Genomic DNA, 21,720 nt, shown 5'->3' on the forward strand with positions numbered 1-21,720 from the left:
GGCCCCATGTCAGCGATCCGTCTCCTCGTGCTCGGCGCGGTGCGCCAGCACGGGCGGGCCCACGGCTACCAGGTGCGCAACGACCTCGAATACTGGGGCGCGCACGAGTGGTCCAACGCCAAGCCCGGCTCGATCTACCACGCGCTCAAGCAACTGGCCAAGCAGGGCCTGCTGCACGCCCACGAGATCGCGCCGTCCACCGTCGGGGGCCCGCCCCGCACCGAGTACGAGATCACCGGCCGGGGTACCGAGGAGTACCTCCGGCTGCTGCGCGAGGCGCTGACGTCGTACGACCAGCAGATGGACGTCAAGTCCGCCGCGATCGGCTTCATCGTGGATCTGCCGAGGGCCGAGGCGGTGGCGTTGCTCAAGGAGCGCACCCGGGGTATCGACCAGTGGCGCGCCTCCGTCACCGAGCACTACATCCCCGAGGACGGGCCCGAACAGCTGGGCCACATCGGCGAGATCATGAACCTCTGGATCCACACGGCCGACGCGGAGGCCGCGTGGACCCAGGGGCTGATCGACCGTATCGAGGGCGGGGCGTACACCTTCGCGGGGGAGGGTGAGCCGTTCGTCGGTGTCCTGAGGGACGACGAGGAGAACCCGTACGCGACGGGGGAGCGGCATCCTGGGGATGTCGGCTAATCAAGTTTGACTAACGCTCCTTGTGGGGTTACTTTCGTGTGCGTAGTCAAGTTTGACTAGTGGAGGGATGTTCAGTGGTCGACGCGGCGATCGTCGTCGAGAGTGTGTGCAAGACGTACGGCGACAAGAAGAGCCGGAAGACGGCGTTGGACGAGCTTGATCTGTGCGTTGCGCGCGGGACCGTGCATGGGGTGCTCGGGCCCAACGGGGCGGGTAAGACCACCCTGGTCCGTGTTCTGTCCACGCTGCTGCGGGCCGACTCCGGTCGGGTTGAGGTGGCGGGCCATGATGTGTTGACCGAGGCCCGTGCGGTTCGGTTTCGCATTGGGTTGCTTGGTCAACACGCGGCTCTGGACGAGGAGTTGGGCGGGCGGCAGAACCTGGAGATGTTCGGGCGTCTTCATCATCTCGGTGCCCGGGGTGCGCGTGTGCGGGCCGATGAGCTGCTGGAGCGGTTCGATCTCGCCGACACCGGGCGTAAGCCGGTTCGTGCCTACAGCGGGGGTATGCGGCGGCGGCTCGATCTCGCCGCCTCGCTCGTCACCGCGCCCGAGATTCTCTTTCTGGACGAGCCGACCACCGGGCTCGACCCGCGTGGTCGGGCCGAGGTGTGGGCTGCGGTTCGGTCTCTGGTGGGTGGGGGTACGACGGTGCTGCTCACCACGCAGTACCTGGAGGAGGCCGACCAACTCGCCGGTCGTGTCTCGGTAGTTGACCGGGGGCGGGTCATCGCGGACGGGACCCCGGACGAGCTGAAGTCCCTGACGGGTGGGGACCGTATCGACGTCGTCCTGCGTGATGCGGGTCAACTGGGGGCGGCTGTCGCGCTGTTGCCGTTGCCTGCCGGTGACATCCGGGTCGATGCGGATCGGCGGTTGCTCAGTGCGCCGGTCTCCGACCGGATGGCGGCGCTGTCCGGGGTCGTGCGGGCGTTGGAGGAGGGCGGGATCGATGCCGAGGATGTGGCGGTGCGGCGGCCGACGTTGGATGAGGTGTTCCTGCATCTCACGGGTGACGGTGACCGTACGAACGTGAAGGAGGCGGTGTGAGCGTCTATGTCCTGAACGATTCCTGGACCATGACCCGGCGTGAACTCGCCCACTGGGCGCGGCAGCCTGTGCAGGTCGTGGTGAGTCTTGTTTTCCCGGTGATGTTGTTGTTGATGTTCGGGTATCTGATCGGCGGCGGGCGGGCTGTCGAGGGTGCGTACGTCGACTATCTGGTGCCGGGGATGCTCGCGTTGACCATGGCCTTTGGGCTGGAGGGCACGATGGTCGCCGTTACGCAGGATCTCAACAAAGGGGTGATCGATCGGTTTCGGTCGATGCCCATGGCTGACGGGGCTGTTCTGGTGGGGCGGTCGGCTGCGGACATGTTGCAGTCGGCTGTCGGGCTGGTCGTGTTGGTCGGGGTTGGGCTGGGGCTTGGTTGGCGGCCGCATGCCGGGGTGGGGCAATTCCTGGGCGCCGTCGGGCTGTTGTTGTTTTTTCGGTTCGCCATGTTGTGGGTCGGGATCTATCTGGCGCTGGTGGCGGGGCGGCCGGAGATGGTGCAGGCCGTGCAGATTCTGGTGTGGCCGGTCGGGTTTCTGTCCAACGCGTTGGCTACGCCGGCTGCGATGCCTGGGTGGCTGGGCGCGGTTGTTCAGTGGAATCCGATGTCTCAGACCGCTACTGCCGTACGGGAGCTTTTTGGTGGGCCCGGGGGTGAGGCGGGGCATGTCTGGGCTGCGGTTGCTTGGCCGTTGGGCTTGCTCGTGGTGTTTTTTCCGCTGGCGGTGCGGCGGTTCCGTGGGCTTGGAGGGTGAGTTGTCGGGTGCGGGTTGTGTGGGGCTGGTCGCGCAGTTCCCCGCGCCCCTGGGTGGGTGGGGGGTGCGGCGCCGCGCCGGGGGGTCTCCGTCCTCGGATCGGCGCGGCAAGGTTTCTCGAGAGGGTGGCGGTGATGAGCGCCGACCGCTGCGGGCGGACACCCCCCGACACGTCGCCTTGCCGCCGTACGTGGCTTGCCGGTCAGTGGTGGAAGCCTGTTGCCGCTTGCTTGTCGCGGGTGAAGGGGTGGGGCTGGCGGCGTAGTTCGGGGAGGAGGCGGGTCAGGTCGTCGAGGAACAGTTCGGCGAGGTCTGCCGAGAAGCCGTTGCGGCAGACGACTCGGAGGACGGAGAGGTCCTCGCGGTTGGCCGGGAAGGTGTACGCCGGGACCAGCCAGCCGTTCTCCCGGAGGCGGCGGGAGACGTCGAAGACGTCGTAGGTCTGGATGTGGGGGGCTGTGGTGAAGGCGAAGACCGGCAACTCGTTGCCGTGGGTGAGGAGTTTGAAGTCGCCTAGGGCTTCGATGCGTTGTGCCAGGCCTTGGGCTACGTCCCTGGTGGACTGTTGGACCGCGCGGTAGCCCTCTCGGCCGAGGCGGAGGAATGTGTAGTACTGGGCTACTACTTGGGCGCCGGGGCGGGAGAAGTTGAGGGCGAAGGTGGGCATGTCGCCGCCCAAGTAGTTGACGCGGAAGACGAGTTCCTCGGGGAGGGCCTCCTTGTCGCGCCACAGGGCCCAGCCGACGCCCGGGTAGACCAGGCCGTACTTGTGGCCCGAGGTGTTGATCGACGCCACGCGTGGGAGGCGGAAGTCCCAGATCAGGTCCGGGTCCAGGAAGGGGGCGACCATGGCGCCGGACGCGCCGTCCACGTGGACCGGGATGTCCAGGCCCGTGCGCTCCTGGAGTGCGTCGAGGGCTGCGCAGAGGTCGGCGATCGGTTCGTAGGAGCCGTCGAACGTGGAGCCCAGGATGCCTACGACGCCGATCGTGTTCTCGTCGCAGAGGTCGGCCGCTGCTTGGGGGTCCAGGTGGAAGCGGTCGCCCTCCATGGGGACTTGGCGGGCCTCGACCTCCCAGAAGTTGCAGAACTTCTCCCAGCAGACCTGGACGTTGACGCCCATCACCAGGTTCGGGCGGGCCGCCGGGTAGCGGTCCTTGTTGCGCTGTGTCCAGCGGCGCTTCAGGGCCATGCCGGCGAGCATGCAGGCCTCGCTGGAGCCGGTTGTCGAGCAGCCGACGGCGGTTGACGGGTCCGGTGCGTGCCAGAGGTCCGCGAGCATCGCCACGCAGCGCTTCTCCAGCTCTGCGGTGCGGGGGTACTCGTCCTTGTCGATCATGTTCTTGTCCCGGCACTCCGCCATGAGGACGCCGGCTTCCGGCTCCATCCAGGTGGTGACGAAAGTCGCCAGGTTCAGGCGGGAGTTGCCGTCCAGCATCAGCTCGTCGTGCACGAGCTGGGTCGCCGTCATCGGGGGCAGCGGGGTGTCCGGGAGCCGGTGCTTGGGCGGGGCCTCGGACATGCCGCCGACCGGATTGGCCTCCCCGTAGAAGGGGTTCACGGACATGGGGCGCTCGGCGGACGGGTCGGGACCTTTGTGCAACGGCATGGGCTTGCCTCCGATAAGGATCAAAAGAACCAACGGGTACTAGCGAACCGGAGTTCCGTCCGCGCGCAACTGCATCTGCGGTCTCCCGGTCACCAGCAGCCAGGCCGGGAGCGAGGCGATGCAGAGAAGGGCGAGGATCGCGGGGGAGGCGACCAGGATGGCGGCCGTGAACAGGCTCACCCAGCCCTGTCTGGTGATCGCCAGGAGCATGCCCAGGACGCCCGTGGCGACCGCGAGTGCCGGGTCCACGGCCGGTACGACCGCGTGGGCGAACAGGCCGAACGCGACGCCGATGAAGACGGACGGGAAGATCCGGCCGCCCCGGAAGCCGCAGGACGCGGCGACCAGCAGTGCCGCCAGCTTCACGGCCGTCATCGTCGCGAACTGGCCCGCCGACCAGCCCTCGGGATCGGCGGCGAGTGCCCCGACCTCGTCCAGTCCCTTGAAGAGCGTCAGGTGGCCGCCCACGGCCGCCAGAAGGCCCAGGACCAGTCCACCGGCCGGAAGCGTCAGCATGGGGTGCCTGAGGCGGGAGAAGGCGCCGTGGGCGTAGGGGAAGGCGTAGACGGCCGCCATGCCCAGCGCCGCTGCCAACGGGGCCAGGATCAGGGCCGCCAGCAGGTCGCCCCAGCCGGGACGGCCGAACGCGGGCAGGTGCAGGTCGAAGGTCGGGTGGGCCACCAGGGTGGTCGTCATGGCGCCCGCCGCCGCCGCGGCGAGCGGTGCGAACACGTTGTCCCAGAGGGCCCCTTTGGTCTGCCTCGCGGCCAGCGCCTCCGAGATGAGCAGCGCCGCCGCGACCGGCGTCCCGAACAGCGCCCCGATAGTCGCCGACTCGGCCAGCGCGCCCCACGCCCCGCCCGGCACCCGGGGCGCCAGCCTGCGCCCCGCCCACAGCGCGAGGCCCACGTTCACGGCGATGATCGGGTTCTCGGGACCCAGGCTCGGGCCGCCCGCGAGCATCAGCGCCGTCGCCAGGACCAGACCGGGAAGTACGGCCGGGGGCAGCGCTACGGCATCGAGCCCTGTGGTCGCCGGGTCGGGACCCGCGTGCCCGGGGACCTTCCACACCACCAGGCCGACCGCGATGCCGGTGGCCGTCAGCATGACGAGCATCCAGAGGACCGAGTACCGGCCGATGTTCAGGGCGTCGGGCAGGTTTTTCCAGAGCACGTGCTGGAGCTGTTCGGCTGCCTCGCTCACGCCGATGAAGAGCAGGCTCGCGAGCACGCCCACGACGAGTGCGGGGACGATCATCGGCAGCAGGGTGCGCGCCGGGGTCGTAGGGGCGGCGGGTGCCTGTTGCGCGCTGTCCTGGGCCACGGGCTCACCATAAGCGGGCAAAACGGACCCAACATCTTGAGGAACGTCTTGAGAGGGGCGGGTCGGTGCGCCGCCAGGCTTATGGGGTTGCACCTCACGTGGCGTGAGGTCCCACCGTGGAGCGCGGACAGAAGAAGGAGCGGAAGTGAGCTACTCCGTAGGACAGGTCGCCGGATTCGCCGGGGTCACCGTGCGCACGCTGCACCACTACGACGACATCGGCCTGCTCGTCCCGAGCGAGCGCAGCCACGCGGGTCACCGGCGCTACGGCGACGCCGACCTCGACCGGCTCCAACAGGTCCTGTTCTACCGGGAACTCGGCTTCCCGCTCGACGAGGTCGCGGCCCTGCTCGACGACCCGGAGACGGACCCGCGCGTACATCTGCGCCGGCAGCACGAGCTGCTGACCGCCCGGATCGAGAAGCTCCAGAAGATGGCCGAGGCCGTGGAACACGCCATGGAGGCACGCACGATGGGCATCAACCTCACCCCCGAGGAACGCTTCGAGGTCTTCGGCGACAAGGACCCCGAGCAGTACGCCGAGGAAGCGGAACAGCGCTGGGGCGGCACCGAGGCCTACGCCGAGTCGCAGCGCCGGGCCGCCCGCTACACCAAGGCCGACTGGAAACGCCTCCAGGCCGAGGTCGACGACTGGAGCGAGCGCTACGCCGCCCTGGTGACCGCCGGTGAACTCCCCACCGGCGACGCGGCGTTGGACCTCGCCGAGGAACACCGCCTGCACATCGACCGCTGGTTCTACGCGTGCTCGTACGAGATGCACGTCTGTCTCGCCGGGATGTACGTCTCCGACGAGCGCTTCAAGGCGTTCTACGACGCGATGGCCCCGGGCCTGGCCGTGCACCTGAAGGACGCGATCCTGGCGAATGCGTCCCGGTACACCTCCTAGGGACCTGGCCCGGGGGTACGCGCTACTCCCGGGCCAGGACCACCGCCGTCCCGTAGGCGCACACCTCGGTGCCCACGTCCGCCGCCTCGGTCACGTCGAAGCGGAAGGCCAGGACGCCGTTGGCCCCACGCGCGCGTGCCTGCTCGATGAGGCGCTCCATGGCCTGGTTGCGGGTCTGCACGAGGGTCTTGGTGAGCCCCTTCAGTTCACCGCCGATCATCGACTTCAGACCGGCGCCGATCTGGCTGCCGAGATGCCGTGAGCGCACGGTCAGCCCGAAGACCTCGCCGATCACCTGCTCGACCCGGTACCCCGGGACGTCGTTCGTCGTCACGACCAGTACATCGGCCTGCGGGCCCTGGCCGCCGCCGTACTCTTCGATACCCATGGCTCACAGCTTTGTCCTATGGGGTGCACAGTGCATCCTGGAGTCACCGGTGGAACCTGGGACGGACACATCGCGTTGATAGCTTTGTGCGGCTGTACCTGGACGCTGGCACCTCCCTCCACCCCTCAGGAGCCCGGAACCGTGATGACGCTCGCCCTCGGCCCGAGCTGGCTCGACCCGAACACCATGCTCGACCGGTTCGGGATCTGGGGCCTCCTGCTCGTGGTCTTCGCGGAGTCCGGCCTGCTCATCGGGTTCTTCCTGCCGGGTGACTCCCTGCTCTTCACCTGCGGCCTGCTGATCACCGCGGGCACCCTCGACTTCCCGCTGTGGGCGGCCGTGGCGCTGATCTGCGTCGCCGCGATCCTCGGCGACCAGGCGGGCTACATCTTCGGCAAGAAGGTCGGCCCGTCGCTCTTCAGCCGCCCGGACTCACGCCTGTTCAAGCAGGAGAACGTGGTCAAGGCGCACGAGTTCTTCGAGAAGTACGGCCCCAAGTCCCTTGTCCTGGCCCGCTTCGTGCCGATCGTGCGCACCTTCACGCCGATCATCGCCGGCGTCAGCGGCATGAAGTACCGCTCGTTCCTCACGTTCAACATCATCGGCGGCGTCCTGTGGGGCGCGGGCGTGACCCTGCTCGGCTCCTGGCTCGGCAACATCGACTTCGTCCACAAGAACATCGAAGCGATCCTCATCCTGATCGTTCTGATCTCCGTGGTCCCGATCATCATCGAGTTCCTGCGCGCCCGCTCCAAGGCCAAGAAGAACCCGCAGACCCCCGCTGAGCAGCCCGGCGACCCGGCCGCGACCCAGCCGTTCCCGGTGATCATGGACGACTCGACGACCCAGCTCCGCCGAGTGGACCGGCCCCAGCAGCAGCAACAACCTCAGCAGAACACCGGTTACGACCAGAACAACAGTTACGACCAGTACTACGCCCAGCCTCAGCAGCAGCCGACGTACCAACAGCAGCCCTACGGCAATGAGCAGTACGGCAACCAGCAGTACCCGCCGTACGACAACCAGGGTTATCCGCAGGGCTAGCTGCAACCCCCTAAGGGGCGCGGGGAACTGCGCGACCAGCCACAACGAGCCTGCACTCGCCCGCAAACAGCCCGCCCCGAGCTATTAGGCGCTCAGAACCCCCTGGTCCGCTTGGCCGCCCGCCGCGCCCCCGCAGACGCCCCCGGAATCCGCAAGAACAACCGCGAGATCTCCGACCCCAGATTGACCCCGATCGCGATGGCCATGGCGAGAGAAGCCGCCGTGGCCAACGACACCAACCCCCGGTCGACCTTGTTCTGCGCGATGGCCAACAGCCCGAAGTACGTAGCGGAACCCGGCAACAGGGGCCCGATCGCAGCGGTCGTGTACGGCAACGCCGACGCGAACCGGTACCGCGACAGCAACTGCCCGAACAGCCCGACCAACCCCGCCGCGACAGCCGTGGACGCGACCGGCGAGATCTTCGCGACGAAGTGCATCGCCCCGTACACAGACCAGGCGACACCCCCGTTGAGGGACACCAGGAGCACGGTGGATCGTTCCTGCTGGAGCAGTACGGCGAAGGTCAGCGACAGCAGGACGGACGCCCCGATCTGCCACAACGGCCGGTGGGAGTTGCCGAGGGCCACGTCCGGGTTGAGCTGCGCGCCGAGCTTCACGCCGAAGTACAGGACGATCAGGACGCCGGCCACGATGCCGACGAAGAAGTACATGACCTCCAGGAGCCGGGCCGCCGCGGTGATGTAGAAGCCGGTCAGACCGTCCTGTACGCCCGCTACGAGGGCCCGCCCGGGCAACAGGGCGAACAGCCCACCGGTGATGACCGCGGAGGCCTTCACATCGACGTTGGCGACCGTGAGGGCGACCCCTATCGCGGCGGGCGGCATCGCGGCGACCGTGAACTGGTAGAACTCCGGCAGCCCGCGCCCCGCGCACAGCCACGCCAACCGGTCGCCCAGCATCGCCCCGAGCGCGGCGGCGAAGAACACGATGATGTCACCGCCGACGAGCACGGAGGCGGCACCCGCGAGCAGCCCACTCGCGGAGGTCAGCACCCAGCCGGGATACGGGTGCCGGTTGCGCCGCATCTCCGCGAGCCGCCGGTAGGCGTCCTCCAAGGAGAGTGCCGTTTCCGGGTCGCTGAGGTCCTGGACCAGCCGGAACACGGCCGCGAGCCGCGTGTAGTCGGTGCCCCGGCGCCGTACGGTCCGGGACGCGGTCACCGGATCGTCCACCAGGGAGGGCTGGTACGAGATCGACAACAGGGTGAACGTGACGGTCGGCTCGCAGCGGTCGAGGCCGTAGGAGCGGCAGACCGCGAACATCGCCGCCTCGACGTCCTCCGCGCCCTCGCCGCCCGCGAGCAGCAACTCGCCGATGCGGAGCGTCAGATCGAGCACGCGCGGTACGGCGGGACCGCTGTCGTCCGGCTTCTGCACCGGCTCCGGCGCGGGCCGCTCGGCCACCGGCATCCGCAGCATCGTGCGCATCCGGTCCTGCCAGGGCACGTCCTTGGTGAGGCTGACGACGGGGATCCCGGTCGGCGGAGTGAACGCGGGCGGCGCCTTGCGCGCGCTGTAGAGGCTGGGCGGGCTGAACGCCGACCCCTCGGAGTCCTCGACGGCCGGCGCGGGCGTCACGTCGAGCCCTTGCGGAACGGCGAATTCGGACGTCGTGGACGATTCCCCGTCAGTCGCCGACACGACCGCCGCCTCGACGCCCGCCGGAGCCGTGAAGGCGCTCCTGGCCTCGTCCGACTGCGGCTTGCGGTCCTCCGCTTCCGTCACTCCGTGGCACTCCCTGTACGACGCTTCGGTGATCCTCAGTATGCGCACAGACATGCAAACGGGCCGCACGCGTGTGTGCGTGCGGCCCGTCAGTGCACAGGGGGCTCAGTGGCCGCCCTGCTCCTTGAGTCGCTTGTACGAGCGCTCGATCTCCGCCTCGGCGTCCGTACGGCCCACCCAGTTGGCACCCTCGACCGACTTGCCGGGCTCCAGGTCCTTGTAGACCTCGAAGAAGTGCTGGATCTCCAGGCGGTCGAACTCCGACACGTGGTGGATGTCACGCAGGTGCTCCACACGCGGGTCGGACGCCGGGACGCACAGCAGCTTGTCGTCGCCGCCGGCCTCGTCGGTCATCCGGAACATGCCGATCGCGCGGCACTTGATGAGGCAGCCGGGGAAAGTCGGCTCCTCCAGGATGACCAGCGCGTCCAGCGGGTCGCCGTCCTCGCCGAGAGTGTTCTCGACGAAGCCGTAGTCGGCCGGGTAACTGGTCGAGGTGAAGAGTCGACGGTCCAGGCGGATCCGACCGGTCTCGTGGTCCACCTCGTACTTGTTCCGCGAACCCTTCGGGATCTCGATCGTGACGTCGAACTCCACCGGTGGCTCCTCCATGATCAGCACATAGTTCTGGTGGTTAAGTGTCCCTCACGCAGGTGGGTGATCGCGAAAGGGGCTGGTGGTCGTGCCGGAGCTGAGGCCTTGGCGGGCCGCGAGACCGCAATTGACGCGGGTCGCGCGAGCCGTCCGGCCCCGTCTCGAGCGGGCCGCACTATCCGTGAAACCGCAGGTCACACGGCTCAACCAAGCCGTGAAACCACAGGTCACGCGGGTCACCCAGAGCGTGCGGCCACAGGTCACGCGGCTCACCGAAGCCGTGTCACCGAAGGTCGCCCGGCTCGTCGGATCCGTGTCACCGCAGGTCGCGAAGTTGCCGCGGCCGAACAGGACCTGGCAGTTCACCGCCGTCGCCGCCACCGCCGGAATGGCGCTGGCCGCCGGTGTGGTGACCGCCGCCGGTCCCTGGGACTCCTCGGGTCAGCGTACGGCCGAGCGGGACTACGCAGCCGCACAGGAACAGTCAGGTGGCGTAGATCACGGCCGTAATTCCGATACGTCCGCCAAGGCACCCCGTCCCGCCCCGAGCGCCGCATCCGTCCTCGTCGGCCTCGGCGGCGCCGCCAGCACCGTGAAGTCCGCCCCGACCGGCACGGCCCTCGCGGACGTCCTCACGCCCCTCCTGGGCAACTCGGCACTCGGCACCCGCCACACGGCCGCCGTGGTCGACGTCTCGACCGGAAAGCGCCTCTACGGAGTCGGCGCCGACGACGCGTTGACCCCGGCCTCGACGACGAAGATCGCCACCGCGACGGCCGCCCTCTCCGCGATGGGCGCCGACCACCGCTTCACCACCCGCGCCGCCCTGGAGCCCGACACCAAGGAACTCGTCCTGGTCGGCGGCGGCGACCCGACCCTGACGGCCCACCAGGACGCCGAGGGCTGGGCCAGCCTGCGCACGCTCGCCGACAGGACGGCGGTGGCCCTGAAGAAGCGCGGCGTGAGCGAGGTGACGCTGTCGTACGACAAGACCCTGTACTCCGGTGCCGAACTCCACCCGATCGGGGTCAACGAGAACCTCGCCCCGGTCAGCGCCCTGATGGCCGACGAGGGCCGCACGGACGACTCGTCGAGCGGCCAGGTGCGGCGCGTGGAGGACCCGGCGGCGGACGCGGCCAAGAAATTCGCGGGCTTCCTAAAGAAGAACGGCATTACGACGACCTCCCCGGGTCCCTCCAAGGCGACCGGCCGCGCCAGCACCCTCGCCGCGGTCTCCTCGCCGCCGCTCTCCGACATCGTCGAGCGGATGCTGACCAACAGCGACAACGACATCGCCGAGGCCCTGGCCCGCCAGACCGCCGTGGCGACGGGCAAGCGGGCCGACTTCGACGGGGGCGCCGCCGCGATCCAGGCCCAGCTGACCAAGCTTCAACTCCCGGTCAAGGGCGCCGTGTTCAACGACGGCAGCGGCCTCAACCGCGACGACCGCCTCACCGCCGACCTCCTGACCGCCCTTCTGGTCAAGGCCGGTTCCCCGGCCCACCCCGAACTCCGCCCGGTCCTCACCGGCCTCCCCATCGCCGCGTTCACAGGCACCCTGACGAGTCGCTACACGGACGCCACGGGCGCGGCGGGGTTGGTGCGCGCCAAGACCGGCACCCTGACGGGCGTCAACACCCTCGCGGGCACGGTCGTGGACAAAGACGGCCAACTCCTGGCCTTCGCCTTCATGGCCTCCGACACGACGAGCCCCCTGGACGCCCAGGCAGCCCTGGACCACACGGCAACGGCGCTGGCGGCCTGCGGCTGCAGTTGACGGTGGCTGCTACCGCTGTGGGCAGGCGTTCCGCAAGGCGGAACGGGTGGGCACAGCCATCAGTACCGGGCGCCGTTCCAACAGACGCTCACCTGACCGACCTCGCAGCCTGCCCCAAGCGGCAGCGCTCACGTACGGTTGACGCATGACGAGCATCGGTGGTGCCGAGATGGTCGACTGGAATCTCGCGGTGGCGACCGCGACCCGACTTGTGCGGCCGGGCCCCGAGGTGAGCCGTGACGAGGCCCGGGCCGTCGTCGCGGAGCTGCGCCGGCATGCGAAGGCCTCGGAGCAGCACGTCCGGGGATTCACCCGGATGGGCACGGACGACATCCACGACACCCCGATCCTGGTCGTCGACCGCCCCGGCTGGGTGCGGGCGAACGTCGCCGGGTTCCGGGAGGTCCTCAAGCCGCTGCTCGACAAGATGCAGGAGCGGCGTGGCAACACCCCCGGGGGCGCCGTTTTCGGCGCGGTCGGCGGCAAGGTGACCGGCGTGGAGCTGGGCATGCTGCTGTCGTTCCTGTCCTCGCGCGTGCTCGGGCAGTACGAGACCTTCGCCCCGGCGTCCCGCGAGCTCCCGGCGGGGGCGAAGGGCGGGCGGCTGCTGCTGGTCGCGCCGAACATCGTGCACGTGGAGCGCGAACTCGACGTGGAACCGCACGACTTCCGCCTCTGGGTGTGCCTCCACGAGGAGACGCACCGCACGCAGTTCACGGCCGTGCCCTGGCTGCGTGACCACCTGGAGGGCGAGATCCAGTCGTTCTTGGGGGAGACCGAGGTCGACCCCATGACCGTCCTGGAGCGCATCCGGGAGGCCGCCCAGTCGCTGGCCGGCGGCCGGCCCGAGGGCGAGGAGGACGACGAGGGCCGGTCCCTCGTGGAGATCGTGCAGACGCCCGCGCAGCGGGAGATCCTCGGCCGGCTCACCGCCGTGATGTCCCTCCTGGAGGGGCACGCCGACTTCGTGATGGACGGCGTCGGCCCGGATGTGGTGCCGAGCGTCGCGGAGATCCGCGAGAAGTTCCAGCAGCGCCGTGCCAAGGGCGCCTCCCGGCTGGACTCGGCGCTGCGCAAGCTGCTCGGCCTCGACGCCAAGCTGCGCCAGTACCGGGACGGCGAGCGGTTCGTCCGCGCGGTCGTCGACCAGGTGGGCATGGACGGCTTCAACCGGGTGTGGACCTCCCCGAACACGTTGCCTACGAAGACGGAGATCGCCAAACCGGCGGACTGGGTCGCGCGGGTGCACCGCAAGGCCGAGTCGTGAACCGGTCGCGGATGTGGTGAAACGGATTCGGCCGACGGCAGGCGAACGCCCCTGCAATCACCCGTCCGAGGGACCGTGAGCGATGGGTAGGCGTGCGATGCTCGGGGAACGCCCCGGTTCTGTCACCATCTACACACTCTGAGTGACCGAACCTCGGGCCAACCCCCCGAAAACTTCATGAAGGGAACCGGACATGGGTCCCCATCCTGCGGTCGCGGCGATACGCCTGGCGGTCCGCCGCGTCCTCCACGACATCCTCACCGACCACGAGGCCCTGCAGACCGCCGGCGCCTCCCGGCACACCTCGCACGAGCGCCCGCCCTCGCCGCTCGTGCTCGTCGCATGCTCCGGCGGCGCCGATTCCATGGCGCTCGCCTCCGCCCTCGCCTTCGAAGCCCCCAAGCTGGGCATCCGGGCCGGCGGCATCACCGTCGACCACGGCCTCCAGGCCGGCTCCGACCTGCGCGCCGACGAAGTCGTCCTACGGCTGCGCGAACTGGGCCTGGACCCCGTGGAAGCCACGTCCGTGACCGTGGGCCGCGAGGGCGGCCCCGAGGCAGCCGCCCGGGACGCCCGCTACGCAGCCCTCGACGACTGCGCCGCCCGCCACGGCGCCGCCGCCGTCCTGCTCGGCCACACCCGTGACGACCAGGCCGAGACCGTCCTGCTGGGCCTCGCCCGCGGCTCCGGCATCCGCTCCCTGTCGGGGATGGCCGCGGTCTCGGGGGCCGACGGCCGTTACCGCCGCCCGTTCCTCCAGCTCGACCGGCAGACCGCCCGCAAGGCCTGCATGGTCCAGTCGCTGCCCGTCTGGGACGACCCGCACAACGCCGACCCCGCGTACACGCGTTCCCGTCTCCGCCACGAAGGCCTGCCCGCCCTGGAGAAGGCGCTCGGCAAAGGGGTCGTGGAAGCGCTCGCCCGTACGGCGCAGCTGTCCCGGGACGACGCCGACGCCCTCGACACCTGGGCCAGCCAGGCCGAGGCCTCCGTACGGGACGCCACCGGCCTCCTGGAGTGCGCCAAGCTCTACGCCCTGCCGCCCGCCGTACGCCGTCGCATCCTGCGCCGGGCCGCCATCCAGGCCGGTGCCCCGGCCGGTTCGCTGTTCGCCCGGCACATCGAGGAAGTCGACCGGCTGATCACCGGCTGGCGCGGCCAGGGAGCCATCAATCTCCCGGGCAAGGTCGTCGCCCGTCGCCAGGGTGGCAGACTGGTGATTCGGCAAGGCTGAATCGACACCCCCTCCGGGCCTCCGGGGGCGGGGCCAGGTAGTAGCCGGTTGGACGACCGAAAGTGATGCGGGTGGACGCGAAAGACATGGGTGACGACCTCCAGTCGGTGCTCATCACCAAGGAAGAGATCGACGCGAAGCTCGTGGAGCTCGCCGCGAAGATCGACGCGGAGTACGCGGGCAAGGATCTGCTGATCGTCGGCGTCCTCAAGGGCGCGGTGATGGTCATGGCGGACCTCGCCCGGGCGCTGTCCACCCCCGTCACCATGGACTGGATGGCCGTGTCGTCGTACGGCGCGGGCACCCAGTCCTCCGGTGTCGTGCGGATCCTCAAGGACCTCGACACCGACATCAAGGGCAAGCACGTCCTCATCGTCGAGGACATCATCGACTCGGGCCTGACCCTGTCCTGGCTGATCTCCAACCTCGGCTCGCGCGAGCCCGACTCGTTGAAGATCTGCACCCTGCTCCGCAAGCCGGAGGCGGCCAAGGTCGCCATCGAGGTGGAGTGGGTCGGCTTCGACATCCCGAACGAGTTCGTCGTCGGCTACGGCCTCGACTACGCGGAGAAGTACCGCAACCTCCCGTTCGTCGGTACGCTCGCGCCGCACGTCTACGGCGGCTAGAGCCACTCGGCCCAAGCCCTGTAAGACGATCGGGAACCCCAGCGGGTTTCGCGCCGTTGGAGCATGCAGACGCGTCTCCCAGCCGTCCCGTGCGACTTCGGGCAACATTGCTGGGGTACGGTCAGAAGAACTGTCTTTATCAAACTCACTATGGCAGGAGGGACGGAGCGAATTCGCTCCGTATGGATGGACGTGAAGCGATACTTCCGTGGGCCGGTCATGTGGATCGTGCTGGCCGTCCTTGCCGTGGTCGTGTTGATGCAGGTCGTCGGCTCGTCCGGCGGCTACAAGGCGGTGGACACCGGCCAGGTCGTCCAGGCGATCAATGACAACAAGGTCGAGTCGGCCAAGATCACCACCGGTGACGAGCAGACCATCAAGGTCACGCTCAAGGACGGCGTCAAGGTCGAGGGCAGCTCCAAGATCCAGGCGAGCTACATCGGCGACCAAGGCGTGGACCTCGCGGCCACGCTGCAGACCAAGTACCAGGACAAGCAGATTCCGGACGGCTACACGGTGTCGCCGACGAAGCAGAACGCTTTCGTCGGGATCCTGTTGTCGCTGCTCCCCTTCGTCCTCATCGTGGTCGTCTTCCTGTTCCTGATGAACCAGATGCAGGGCGGCGGCTCCCGAGTCATGAACTTCGGGAAGTCCAAGGCCAAGCTCATCACCAAGGACACCCCGAAGACGACGTTCGCGGACGTCGCGGGCTCCGACGAGGCCGTCGAGGAACTGCACGAGATCAAGGAGTTCCTCCAGGAGCCGGCGAAGTTCCAGGCCGTCGGCGCCAAGATCCCCAAGGGCGTACTCCTGTACGGCCCTCCCGGCACCGGCAAGACCCTGCTGGCGCGCGCCGTCGCGGGCGAGGCCGGGGTGCCCTTCTACTCGATCTCCGGTTCCGACTTCGTCGAGATGTTCGTCGGTGTCGGTGCCTCCCGAGTCCGTGACCTGTTCGAGCAGGCCAAGGCGAACGCCCCGGCGATCGTCTTCGTCGACGAGATCGACGCGGTCGGCCGCCATCGCGGCGCCGGCCTCGGCGGCGGTCACGACGAACGCGAGCAGACGCTGAACCAGCTGCTCGTCGAGATGGACGGCTTCGACGTCAAGGGCGGCGTGATCCTCATCGCCGCGACGAACCGGCCCGACATCCTCGACCCGGCCCTCCTGCGCCCCGGCCGCTTCGACCGCCAGATCGCGGTCGACCGCCCGGACATGCAGGGCCGTCTGGAGATCCTCAAGGTCCACCAGAAGGGCAAGCCGGTCGCACCGGACGTCGATCTGTCGGCCGTCGCGCGCCGTACGCCGGGCTTCACCGGCGCGGACCTGAGCAACGTCCTCAACGAGGCCGCCCTGCTCACCGCACGGGGCAACCGCAAGCTGATCGACAACGCCATGCTGGACGAGGCGATCGACCGTGTGGTCGCGGGCCCGCAGAAGCGGACCCGGATCATGTCGGACAAGGAGAAGAAGATCACCGCGTACCACGAGGGCGGACACGCCCTGGTCGCGGCGGCTTCCCCGAACTCCGACCCGGTCCACAAGATCACGATCCTCTCCCGAGGCCGTGCTCTGGGCTACACGATGGTCCTGCCGGAAGAGGACAAGTACTCGACCACGCGCAACGAGATGCTCGACCAGCTGGCGTACATGCTGGGCGGGCGCGCGGCCGAGGAACTGGTCTTCCACGACCCGACCACGGGCGCCGCGAACGACATCGAGAAGGCCACCGCGACGGCCCGCGCGATGGTCACGCAGTACGGCATGACCGAGCGCCTCGGCGCGATCAAGTTCGGCGGCGACAACACCGAGCCCTTCCTGGGCCGGGAGATGTCGCACCCGCGCGACTACTCGGAAGAGGTCGCCGCGCTCGTCGACGAAGAGGTCAAGAAGCTCATCGAGAACGCGCACAACGAGGCCTGGGAGATCCTGGTCGAGAACCGTGACGTGCTCGACGCGCTCGTGCTCCAGCTGCTGGAGAAGGAGACGCTGAACAAGGAGCAGATCGCCGAGGTCTTCGCTCCCATCGTCCGGCGTCCGGCCCGTCCCTCCTGGACCGGCTCCTCCCGCCGTACGCCGTCCACCCGCCCGCCGGTGCTCTCCCCCAAGGAGCTCTCACTGACGAACGGGACGAACGGCGCGGGTCCCGCGATCACCGCCGGTGCGACCACCGAGTCCTCTCCCACGCTGGAGAAGGCCCCGGAGGACCGTCCCGAGAACTGACGCGCGTCTCACACGGCTCGAAATGGAAGCCGCGCCCCCCGGGATTTAGCCTGGGGGGCGCGGCTTTTCCATATGCCCGCAACTGAGGCGTGTGTCCGCACACGCGTGACCCGCACAGGAACGAGGCACCGCTATGACCGACCCCGTGACGCTGGACGGCGAGGGAGCGATCGGCGTCTTCGACGAGAAGCGCGCCGAGAACGCCGTACGCGAGCTGCTGATCGCGGTCGGCGAGGACCCGGACCGGGAGGGGCTCAGGGAGACGCCGGCGCGGGTGGCGCGGGCGTACAAGGAGATATTCGCGGGGTTGTGGCAGAAGCCCGAGGATGTGCTGACGACGACGTTCGACCTGGGGCACGACGAGATGGTCCTGGTGAAGGACATCGAGGTCTTGAGCAACTGCGAGCACCATTTGGTGCCGTTCGTCGGGGTCGCGCATGTCGGGTACATCCCGTCCGCCGACGGGAAGATCACCGGGTTGTCGAAGCTGGCGCGGCTGGTGGATGTCTATGCTCGGCGGCCGCAGGTGCAGGAGCGGTTGACGACGCAGGTCGCGGACTCGCTGATGGAGATCCTGGAGCCGCGCGGGGTCATCGTCGTCGTTGAGTGTGAGCACATGTGCATGTCGATGCGGGGGGTGCGGAAGCCCGGCGCCAAGACCATCACGTCTGCTGTGCGGGGGCAGTTGAGGGATCCGGCCACCCGTAATGAGGCGATGAGCTTGATCATGGCTCGCTGAGGTCGTTTGCCGGGTGCGGCTCCGTTGTGGCTGGTCGCGCAGTTCCCCGCGCCCCTTTGGGGCGCCTCAGGTGACCGGCGTTGCCCCCGCCGCGTTGTTGTCGTCGTCCTCCGGGAGTTTGCAGACTCTCTCCAGGAAGATCGCCGCCGCTATGACCGCGATGCCCGCTACGACCGAGAAGCCGGCGTAGATGGCCTGGTCGCGGCGGGCGGGGATGTCGAGGGACTCCAGGAGGTAGGCGCCCGTGCCGCCGTACATGCCGGCCACGAGGGCGGCGACCAGGGCGCTGGACTGGCCGAAGACGACCGCGCGGGCGGCCATCAGGGGGTCGACGCCCTTGGCGCCGGGGCGGCGCTCGCGCTGGGCCTTGAGGCGGGCGCGCAGGGAGAGCGCCGTGGCCAGCAGGACCACGGCGATCACGGCGAGGACGATGGGCGCGGCCAGCGGGACGCTCGGCAGGGTCCCCACCGCGCTCCACAGCCGGGCCCCCGCCCAGGACAGCACTCCGGCGATCACGAACACGCCGGCCAGCACCCTGATCCGCAGCTCTCTCACGGTGTCCCTTCAGCTCCCCGTGCCCTGTCCGGGCGTAGTGGTCGTCTCGACCTTAACGACTACTCGGGCAGCCGGAGTTCCAGGTCCTTGCGGGGCGCGACACCGTCACGCGTGACGGTGTCCAGGAGGGTGGCGACCGGGCCGCGGCCGGGCAACTGCGCCTCGGGCTCCACGTCGTGCCACGGCGCGAGCACGAAGGCCCGCTCGTGGGCGCGCGGGTGGGGGAGCGTCAGGACCGGGTCGTCCGAGACGACGTCGGCGTACGCGACGATGTCGACGTCGATCGTGCGCGCGCCCCAGCGCTCCTCGCGGACCCGGTGGAAGGCCTCCTCGACCGCGTGCGCCCGCTCCAGCAGGGAGGACGGGGGCAGGGTGGTCTTGAGGACGACGACCGCGTTGAAGTACGACGGCTGGCTGCCGGGCTCGACGCCCCACGGCACCGTCTCGTAGACCGGCGACACGGCCTTGATGCGGACGCCGGGGGTGTCCTCCAGGGCGTCGATCGCGCCCTGGAGGGTCTCCAGGCGGTTGCCCAGGTTCGCGCCGATGGAGATCACGGCGCGCCTCGGGTTGCTGAGGGTGGTGTCGGCGGCGTCCACCTGCTGCACCACGGAGGCGGGCACCGGCTGGACGGTCGGGTCGCTGTGACCCTCGGTGAACGAGAAGGTCATACTCGGCTCCGGGTGATGGTGACGGTCACGTCGTCGAAGGGGACGGTGATCGGGGCGTCCGGCTTGTGGACGCGGACCTCGACCTCCTCGACCCCTTCGTGCTTCAGGCAGGTCTGCGCGATGCGCTCGGCGAGGGTCTCGATGAGGTTGACGGGCTCGCCCTGGACGACGGCCACGACCTCCTCGGCCACGATGCCGTAGTGCACGGTCTTCGCCAGGTCGTCGTCGGCGGCGGCCGGCCGGGTGTCCAGGCCCAGGACGAGGTCCACGATGAAGGTCTGGCCCTCCTCGCGCTCCTTGGGGAACACGCCGTGGTGCCCGCGGGCCTTCAGGCCGCTCAGCGCGACACGATCCACGCGAATCACTCCTGCAATCGTCGGTGGTGGCCGGTTTGTACCGTGTGCGGGCGGTACCCCGGCCTCGAACGAATCTACCTGCGGGCACTGACAACGCCCGGCCGCGAGGGCGTGGGCGCCGCCCGGGGCCAGAGGATTCACAGAGCGTTTCCCCTGGGGAACCCGGTGGCTCATGGGTCGGTAGCCGCCCCTACCCGCACGTTCGTGATTCCAACCACTTCTTGGTCCCGACGGGTTGCGACGGGTTCTCCCAGGGGGCGCCTACCCACTCAGGTGGGGGTGTCCTCGCTGTCGTCCTCGTCGTTTTCGGCCAACACCGGGGACCCGTGGTGCGACCAGAGCTTCCAGCCCTCGGGGGTGCGCCGGAACACGTTCGTGGCGACGACGAGCTGGCCGACCAGGGGGCCCAGTTCGTCGCTGTCGTCGGGGGAGGGGCCGCCGCTGAGGATGTTCTCCGTGCAGGTGACCAGCGCGGTGTCGCCGGTCACCGAGACATGCACGTCGGTGAGGAAGAACTGGATGTACTCGGTGTTCGCCATGATCAGCGCGTACGACCGCAGGACCTCGCCGCGGCCGGTCAGCACCGGCCAGCCCGGGTGCACGCAGGAGATCACGCCGCTGTCCGCCGGGTCGTGGTACTCCTCGTCGACGCCGAGGTCGGCCGGGGTGAGCCAGAGCGCGGAGAGCTCGTCGAAGTCACCGCGCTCCAGGGCCTCGTAGAACGCGGTGTTGGCGAGTTCCACCTGCTCGACGTCGGTGTGCGGGGCGGTCACCGGGCGGCCTCGGAGTTGGTGTGCGTGGCCGGTCGGGCGCCGGGGGCGCGCGCTCCCTCGACGGCACGGGCGACGCGTACGGCGTCGGCGGTGGCGCGGACCTCGTGGACGCGCACCGCCCAGGCGCCGGCGTGCGCCGCGAGCGCGGAGACGGCGGCCGTGGCGGCGTCGCGCTCGCGCGCGGGCGGGGGTGCGCCCTCGGGGCCGGCGAGGACGCGGCCGAGGAAGCGTTTGCGGGAGGCGGCGACCAGGAGGGGGTGGCCGAGGGTGAGCAGGCGGTCGAGGTGGGCGAGGAGGACGAGGTCGTGCTCGGCGTCCTTGGAGAAGCCGAGGCCCGGGTCGACGACGACACGGTCGGGGGCGACACCGCCGGCCAGAACGGCCTCCACGCGTGCGTGCAATTCGTCGACGACCTCGGTGACGACGTCGTCGTAGACCCCCTTGACGTTGCCGCCCTCCAGGAAGCCGCGCCAGTGCATGACGACGAAGGGGGCGCCCGAGGCGGCGACGACCGGGATCATCGCGGGGTCCGCGAGGCCGCCGCTGACGTCGTTGACGAGGGCGGCGCCGGCGGCGAGGGCCTGCTCGGCGACGGAGGCGCGCATGGTGTCGACGGAGACGGTGACGCCCTCGGAGGCGAGACCGCGCACTACGGGGATGACGCGCTTGAGTTCCTCGGCCTCGTCGACGCGGGACGCGCCGGGGCGGGTGGACTCACCGCCGACGTCCACCAGGTCGGCGCCCTCGGTGACCAGGTCCAGGCCGCGCTTCACCGCCGCCGTGGTGTCGAAGAAGCGGCCGCCGTCGGAGAAGGAGTCCGGGGTGACGTTCACGACCCCCATGACCGCGCACCGGTCCCACTCCGGAAGGCCCGTGACGCGCCCGCGTCCGCTCTGCTTGCTCATACGTTCAGCGTAGGCCCAGGAGGAGGGGGCACGGCCCTGCGGGCCGGGCGGAAGCGGGCTGGTCCGGCGGGGGAGGGGGACTTCGGGGAGGGGTGGGGTGGGGGTTGCTGTGCTTGAGGGGCGCGCGGCGGCTGGGTCGCGCGGACCGAGGGGGTGCTCCGGTGGTCGGCCTGCTTCGCAGGGGGAGGGGTGCGCGAGGCCTTGGTGGGTGGGTCGGGGTCGTGGCGGTACGGCGAGCCCGCCGCTGGTCGGGCTCTTGGGTTGGTCACCACGGTTGAGCGGGTCGGTGCCGGGTGAGCGGCGGGCTGCGCCGTACCGCCACGACCCGCTCCCGGTTCGTTGGCGGCCGCGGGCCGGTGGGTGGGGTCCTGGGCCGTGGGCCGTCCTGTGGTGGGCCGCCTTCGCGGGGGGCGTACCGGCTCGCGGTCTTGGAGTGTCTGTCGGTGGGCGTCGAGCCTTGCCGTGATCGACCCTGGCCCTTGGTGGAGCGGTCCGCTCTCGTCGCCGTAGCGCCCCGCCGTCCGCGTGA

Annotated in this window: 21 protein-coding genes; 11 read left to right on the plus strand and 10 right to left on the minus strand. The window is 69.5% G+C overall.

The features are described from left to right. The first annotated feature begins 6 nt into the window (after positions 1-6). The 3 genes from R2B38_RS23065 (at position 7) to R2B38_RS23075 (ending at position 2,455) form a co-directional block, all read left to right on the plus strand. Complete coding sequence (locus R2B38_RS23065; protein ID WP_318017957.1) at positions 7-648, plus strand: PadR family transcriptional regulator; 642 nt, start codon at positions 7-9, stop codon at positions 646-648. 74 nt (positions 649-722) lie between these two features. Beyond that, positions 723-1,697, plus strand: coding sequence for an ATP-binding cassette domain-containing protein (locus R2B38_RS23070; protein ID WP_318017958.1), 975 nt, complete (start codon positions 723-725; stop codon positions 1,695-1,697). A gap of 29 nt (positions 1,698-1,726) precedes the next feature. Continuing rightward, positions 1,727-2,455, plus strand: coding sequence for an ABC transporter permease (locus tag R2B38_RS23075; RefSeq protein WP_411978578.1), 729 nt, complete (start codon positions 1,727-1,729; stop codon positions 2,453-2,455). 202 nt (positions 2,456-2,657) lie between these two features. On the opposite strand, the gene R2B38_RS23080 is transcribed toward R2B38_RS23075, so the two are convergent. Further along, a complete protein-coding gene (locus R2B38_RS23080) occupies positions 2,658-4,064 on the minus strand; it encodes a glutamate decarboxylase (protein ID WP_318017960.1) in 1,407 nt (468 codons plus the stop codon). Between the two features lie 39 nt (positions 4,065-4,103). Further along, a complete protein-coding gene (locus R2B38_RS23085; RefSeq protein WP_318017961.1) occupies positions 4,104-5,387 on the minus strand; it encodes an ion channel protein in 1,284 nt (427 codons plus the stop codon). A 145-nt stretch (positions 5,388-5,532) separates the two neighbouring features. On the opposite strand from R2B38_RS23085, the gene R2B38_RS23090 reads away from it, so the two are divergent. Beyond that, positions 5,533-6,294, plus strand: a complete 762-nt coding sequence (locus tag R2B38_RS23090) for a MerR family transcriptional regulator (protein WP_318017962.1) — start codon at positions 5,533-5,535, stop codon at positions 6,292-6,294. 22 nt (positions 6,295-6,316) lie between these two features. On the opposite strand, the gene R2B38_RS23095 is transcribed toward R2B38_RS23090, so the two are convergent. After that, positions 6,317-6,682, minus strand: a complete 366-nt coding sequence (locus tag R2B38_RS23095; RefSeq protein WP_318017963.1) for a YbjQ family protein — start codon at positions 6,680-6,682, stop codon at positions 6,317-6,319. 141 nt (positions 6,683-6,823) lie between these two features. On the opposite strand from R2B38_RS23095, the gene R2B38_RS23100 reads away from it, so the two are divergent. Next, a complete protein-coding gene (locus R2B38_RS23100) occupies positions 6,824-7,726 on the plus strand; it encodes a DedA family protein (RefSeq protein ID WP_318017964.1) in 903 nt (300 codons plus the stop codon). Between the two features lie 92 nt (positions 7,727-7,818). Here the strand turns inward: R2B38_RS23100 and R2B38_RS23105 are convergent, their stop codons facing one another. Together R2B38_RS23105 and R2B38_RS23110 are read right to left on the minus strand one after the other, a co-directional pair. Further along, positions 7,819-9,474, minus strand: coding sequence for a threonine/serine exporter ThrE family protein (locus R2B38_RS23105; RefSeq protein ID WP_318017965.1), 1,656 nt, complete (start codon positions 9,472-9,474; stop codon positions 7,819-7,821). 105 nt (positions 9,475-9,579) lie between these two features. Next, a complete protein-coding gene (locus tag R2B38_RS23110) occupies positions 9,580-10,071 on the minus strand; it encodes an inorganic diphosphatase (protein WP_019070224.1) in 492 nt (163 codons plus the stop codon). Between the two features lie 79 nt (positions 10,072-10,150). Here R2B38_RS23110 and dacB point away from each other — a divergent pair, with 79 nt between their 5' ends. The 6 genes from dacB to folE all read left to right on the plus strand — a co-directional run bounded on the left by dacB (position 10,151) and on the right by folE (position 17,931). Then, a complete protein-coding gene (gene dacB, locus R2B38_RS23115) occupies positions 10,151-11,845 on the plus strand; it encodes a D-alanyl-D-alanine carboxypeptidase/D-alanyl-D-alanine-endopeptidase (protein ID WP_318017966.1) in 1,695 nt (564 codons plus the stop codon). A 145-nt stretch (positions 11,846-11,990) separates the two neighbouring features. Next, positions 11,991-13,112, plus strand: a complete 1,122-nt coding sequence (locus R2B38_RS23120; protein ID WP_318017967.1) for a zinc-dependent metalloprotease — start codon at positions 11,991-11,993, stop codon at positions 13,110-13,112. A gap of 193 nt (positions 13,113-13,305) precedes the next feature. Next, entirely contained in the window at positions 13,306-14,346 is a 1,041-nt protein-coding gene (gene tilS / locus R2B38_RS23125) for a tRNA lysidine(34) synthetase TilS (RefSeq protein ID WP_033286142.1), read from the plus strand. Positions 14,347-14,411: 65 nt separating this feature from the next. Beyond that, complete coding sequence (hpt, locus tag R2B38_RS23130) at positions 14,412-14,972, plus strand: hypoxanthine phosphoribosyltransferase (protein WP_033286141.1); 561 nt, start codon at positions 14,412-14,414, stop codon at positions 14,970-14,972. A gap of 186 nt (positions 14,973-15,158) precedes the next feature. After that, a complete protein-coding gene (gene ftsH / locus R2B38_RS23135) occupies positions 15,159-17,192 on the plus strand; it encodes an ATP-dependent zinc metalloprotease FtsH (RefSeq protein WP_033286140.1) in 2,034 nt (677 codons plus the stop codon). Positions 17,193-17,325: 133 nt separating this feature from the next. Next, positions 17,326-17,931: a GTP cyclohydrolase I FolE gene (folE, locus tag R2B38_RS23140; protein WP_318017968.1), complete on the plus strand. Its 606-nt coding sequence runs from the start codon at positions 17,326-17,328 to the stop codon at positions 17,929-17,931. Positions 17,932-17,997: 66 nt separating this feature from the next. Here folE and R2B38_RS23145 read toward each other — a convergent pair whose 3' ends face one another. The 5 genes from R2B38_RS23145 to folP all read right to left on the minus strand — a co-directional run bounded on the left by R2B38_RS23145 (position 17,998) and on the right by folP (position 21,191). Then, entirely contained in the window at positions 17,998-18,486 is a 489-nt protein-coding gene (locus R2B38_RS23145; protein WP_033286138.1) for a DUF3180 domain-containing protein, read from the minus strand. Between the two features lie 59 nt (positions 18,487-18,545). Then, positions 18,546-19,157, minus strand: a complete 612-nt coding sequence (gene folK / locus R2B38_RS23150; protein WP_318017969.1) for a 2-amino-4-hydroxy-6-hydroxymethyldihydropteridine diphosphokinase — start codon at positions 19,155-19,157, stop codon at positions 18,546-18,548. Next, positions 19,154-19,513, minus strand: coding sequence for a dihydroneopterin aldolase (gene folB, locus R2B38_RS23155; protein ID WP_033286136.1), 360 nt, complete (start codon positions 19,511-19,513; stop codon positions 19,154-19,156). The genes folK and folB overlap by 4 nt, the downstream gene beginning before the upstream one ends. Positions 19,514-19,782: 269 nt before the next feature. Beyond that, positions 19,783-20,286 (minus strand): nuclear transport factor 2 family protein, encoded by a 504-nt coding sequence (locus R2B38_RS23160; RefSeq protein ID WP_318017970.1) that lies wholly within the window; start codon positions 20,284-20,286, stop codon positions 19,783-19,785. Next, positions 20,283-21,191 carry a dihydropteroate synthase gene (gene folP / locus R2B38_RS23165; protein ID WP_318017971.1) on the minus strand — a complete coding sequence of 303 codons (909 nt, stop codon included), beginning with the start codon at positions 21,189-21,191 and terminating at the stop codon, positions 20,283-20,285. Before folP ends, R2B38_RS23160 begins: the two co-directional genes overlap by 4 nt. Between the last annotated feature and the right edge of the window lie 529 nt (positions 21,192-21,720).

Source organism: Streptomyces sp. N50 (genome assembly GCF_033335955.1).
Taxonomy (GTDB): domain Bacteria; phylum Actinomycetota; class Actinomycetes; order Streptomycetales; family Streptomycetaceae; genus Streptomyces.

Coding starts and splice junctions, on each gene's coding strand:
- R2B38_RS23075 (WP_411978578.1), top strand. CDS start 1,727: ATGACCCGGCGTGAACTCGCCCACTGGGCGCGGCAGCCTGTGCAGGTC.
- R2B38_RS23065 (WP_318017957.1), top strand. CDS start 7: ATGTCAGCGATCCGTCTCCTCGTGCTCGGCGCGGTGCGCCAGCACGGG.
- hpt (WP_033286141.1), top strand. CDS start 14,412: ATGCGGGTGGACGCGAAAGACATGGGTGACGACCTCCAGTCGGTGCTC.
- R2B38_RS23120 (WP_318017967.1), top strand. CDS start 11,991: ATGACGAGCATCGGTGGTGCCGAGATGGTCGACTGGAATCTCGCGGTG.
- R2B38_RS23095 (WP_318017963.1), bottom strand. CDS start 6,682: ATGGGTATCGAAGAGTACGGCGGCGGCCAGGGCCCGCAGGCCGATGTA.
- tilS (WP_033286142.1), top strand. CDS start 13,306: ATGGGTCCCCATCCTGCGGTCGCGGCGATACGCCTGGCGGTCCGCCGC.
- R2B38_RS23080 (WP_318017960.1), bottom strand. CDS start 4,064: ATGCCGTTGCACAAAGGTCCCGACCCGTCCGCCGAGCGCCCCATGTCC.
- folP (WP_318017971.1), bottom strand. CDS start 21,191: ATGAGCAAGCAGAGCGGACGCGGGCGCGTCACGGGCCTTCCGGAGTGG.
- ftsH (WP_033286140.1), top strand. CDS start 15,159: ATGGACGTGAAGCGATACTTCCGTGGGCCGGTCATGTGGATCGTGCTG.
- folE (WP_318017968.1), top strand. CDS start 17,326: ATGACCGACCCCGTGACGCTGGACGGCGAGGGAGCGATCGGCGTCTTC.
- folK (WP_318017969.1), bottom strand. CDS start 19,157: ATGACCTTCTCGTTCACCGAGGGTCACAGCGACCCGACCGTCCAGCCG.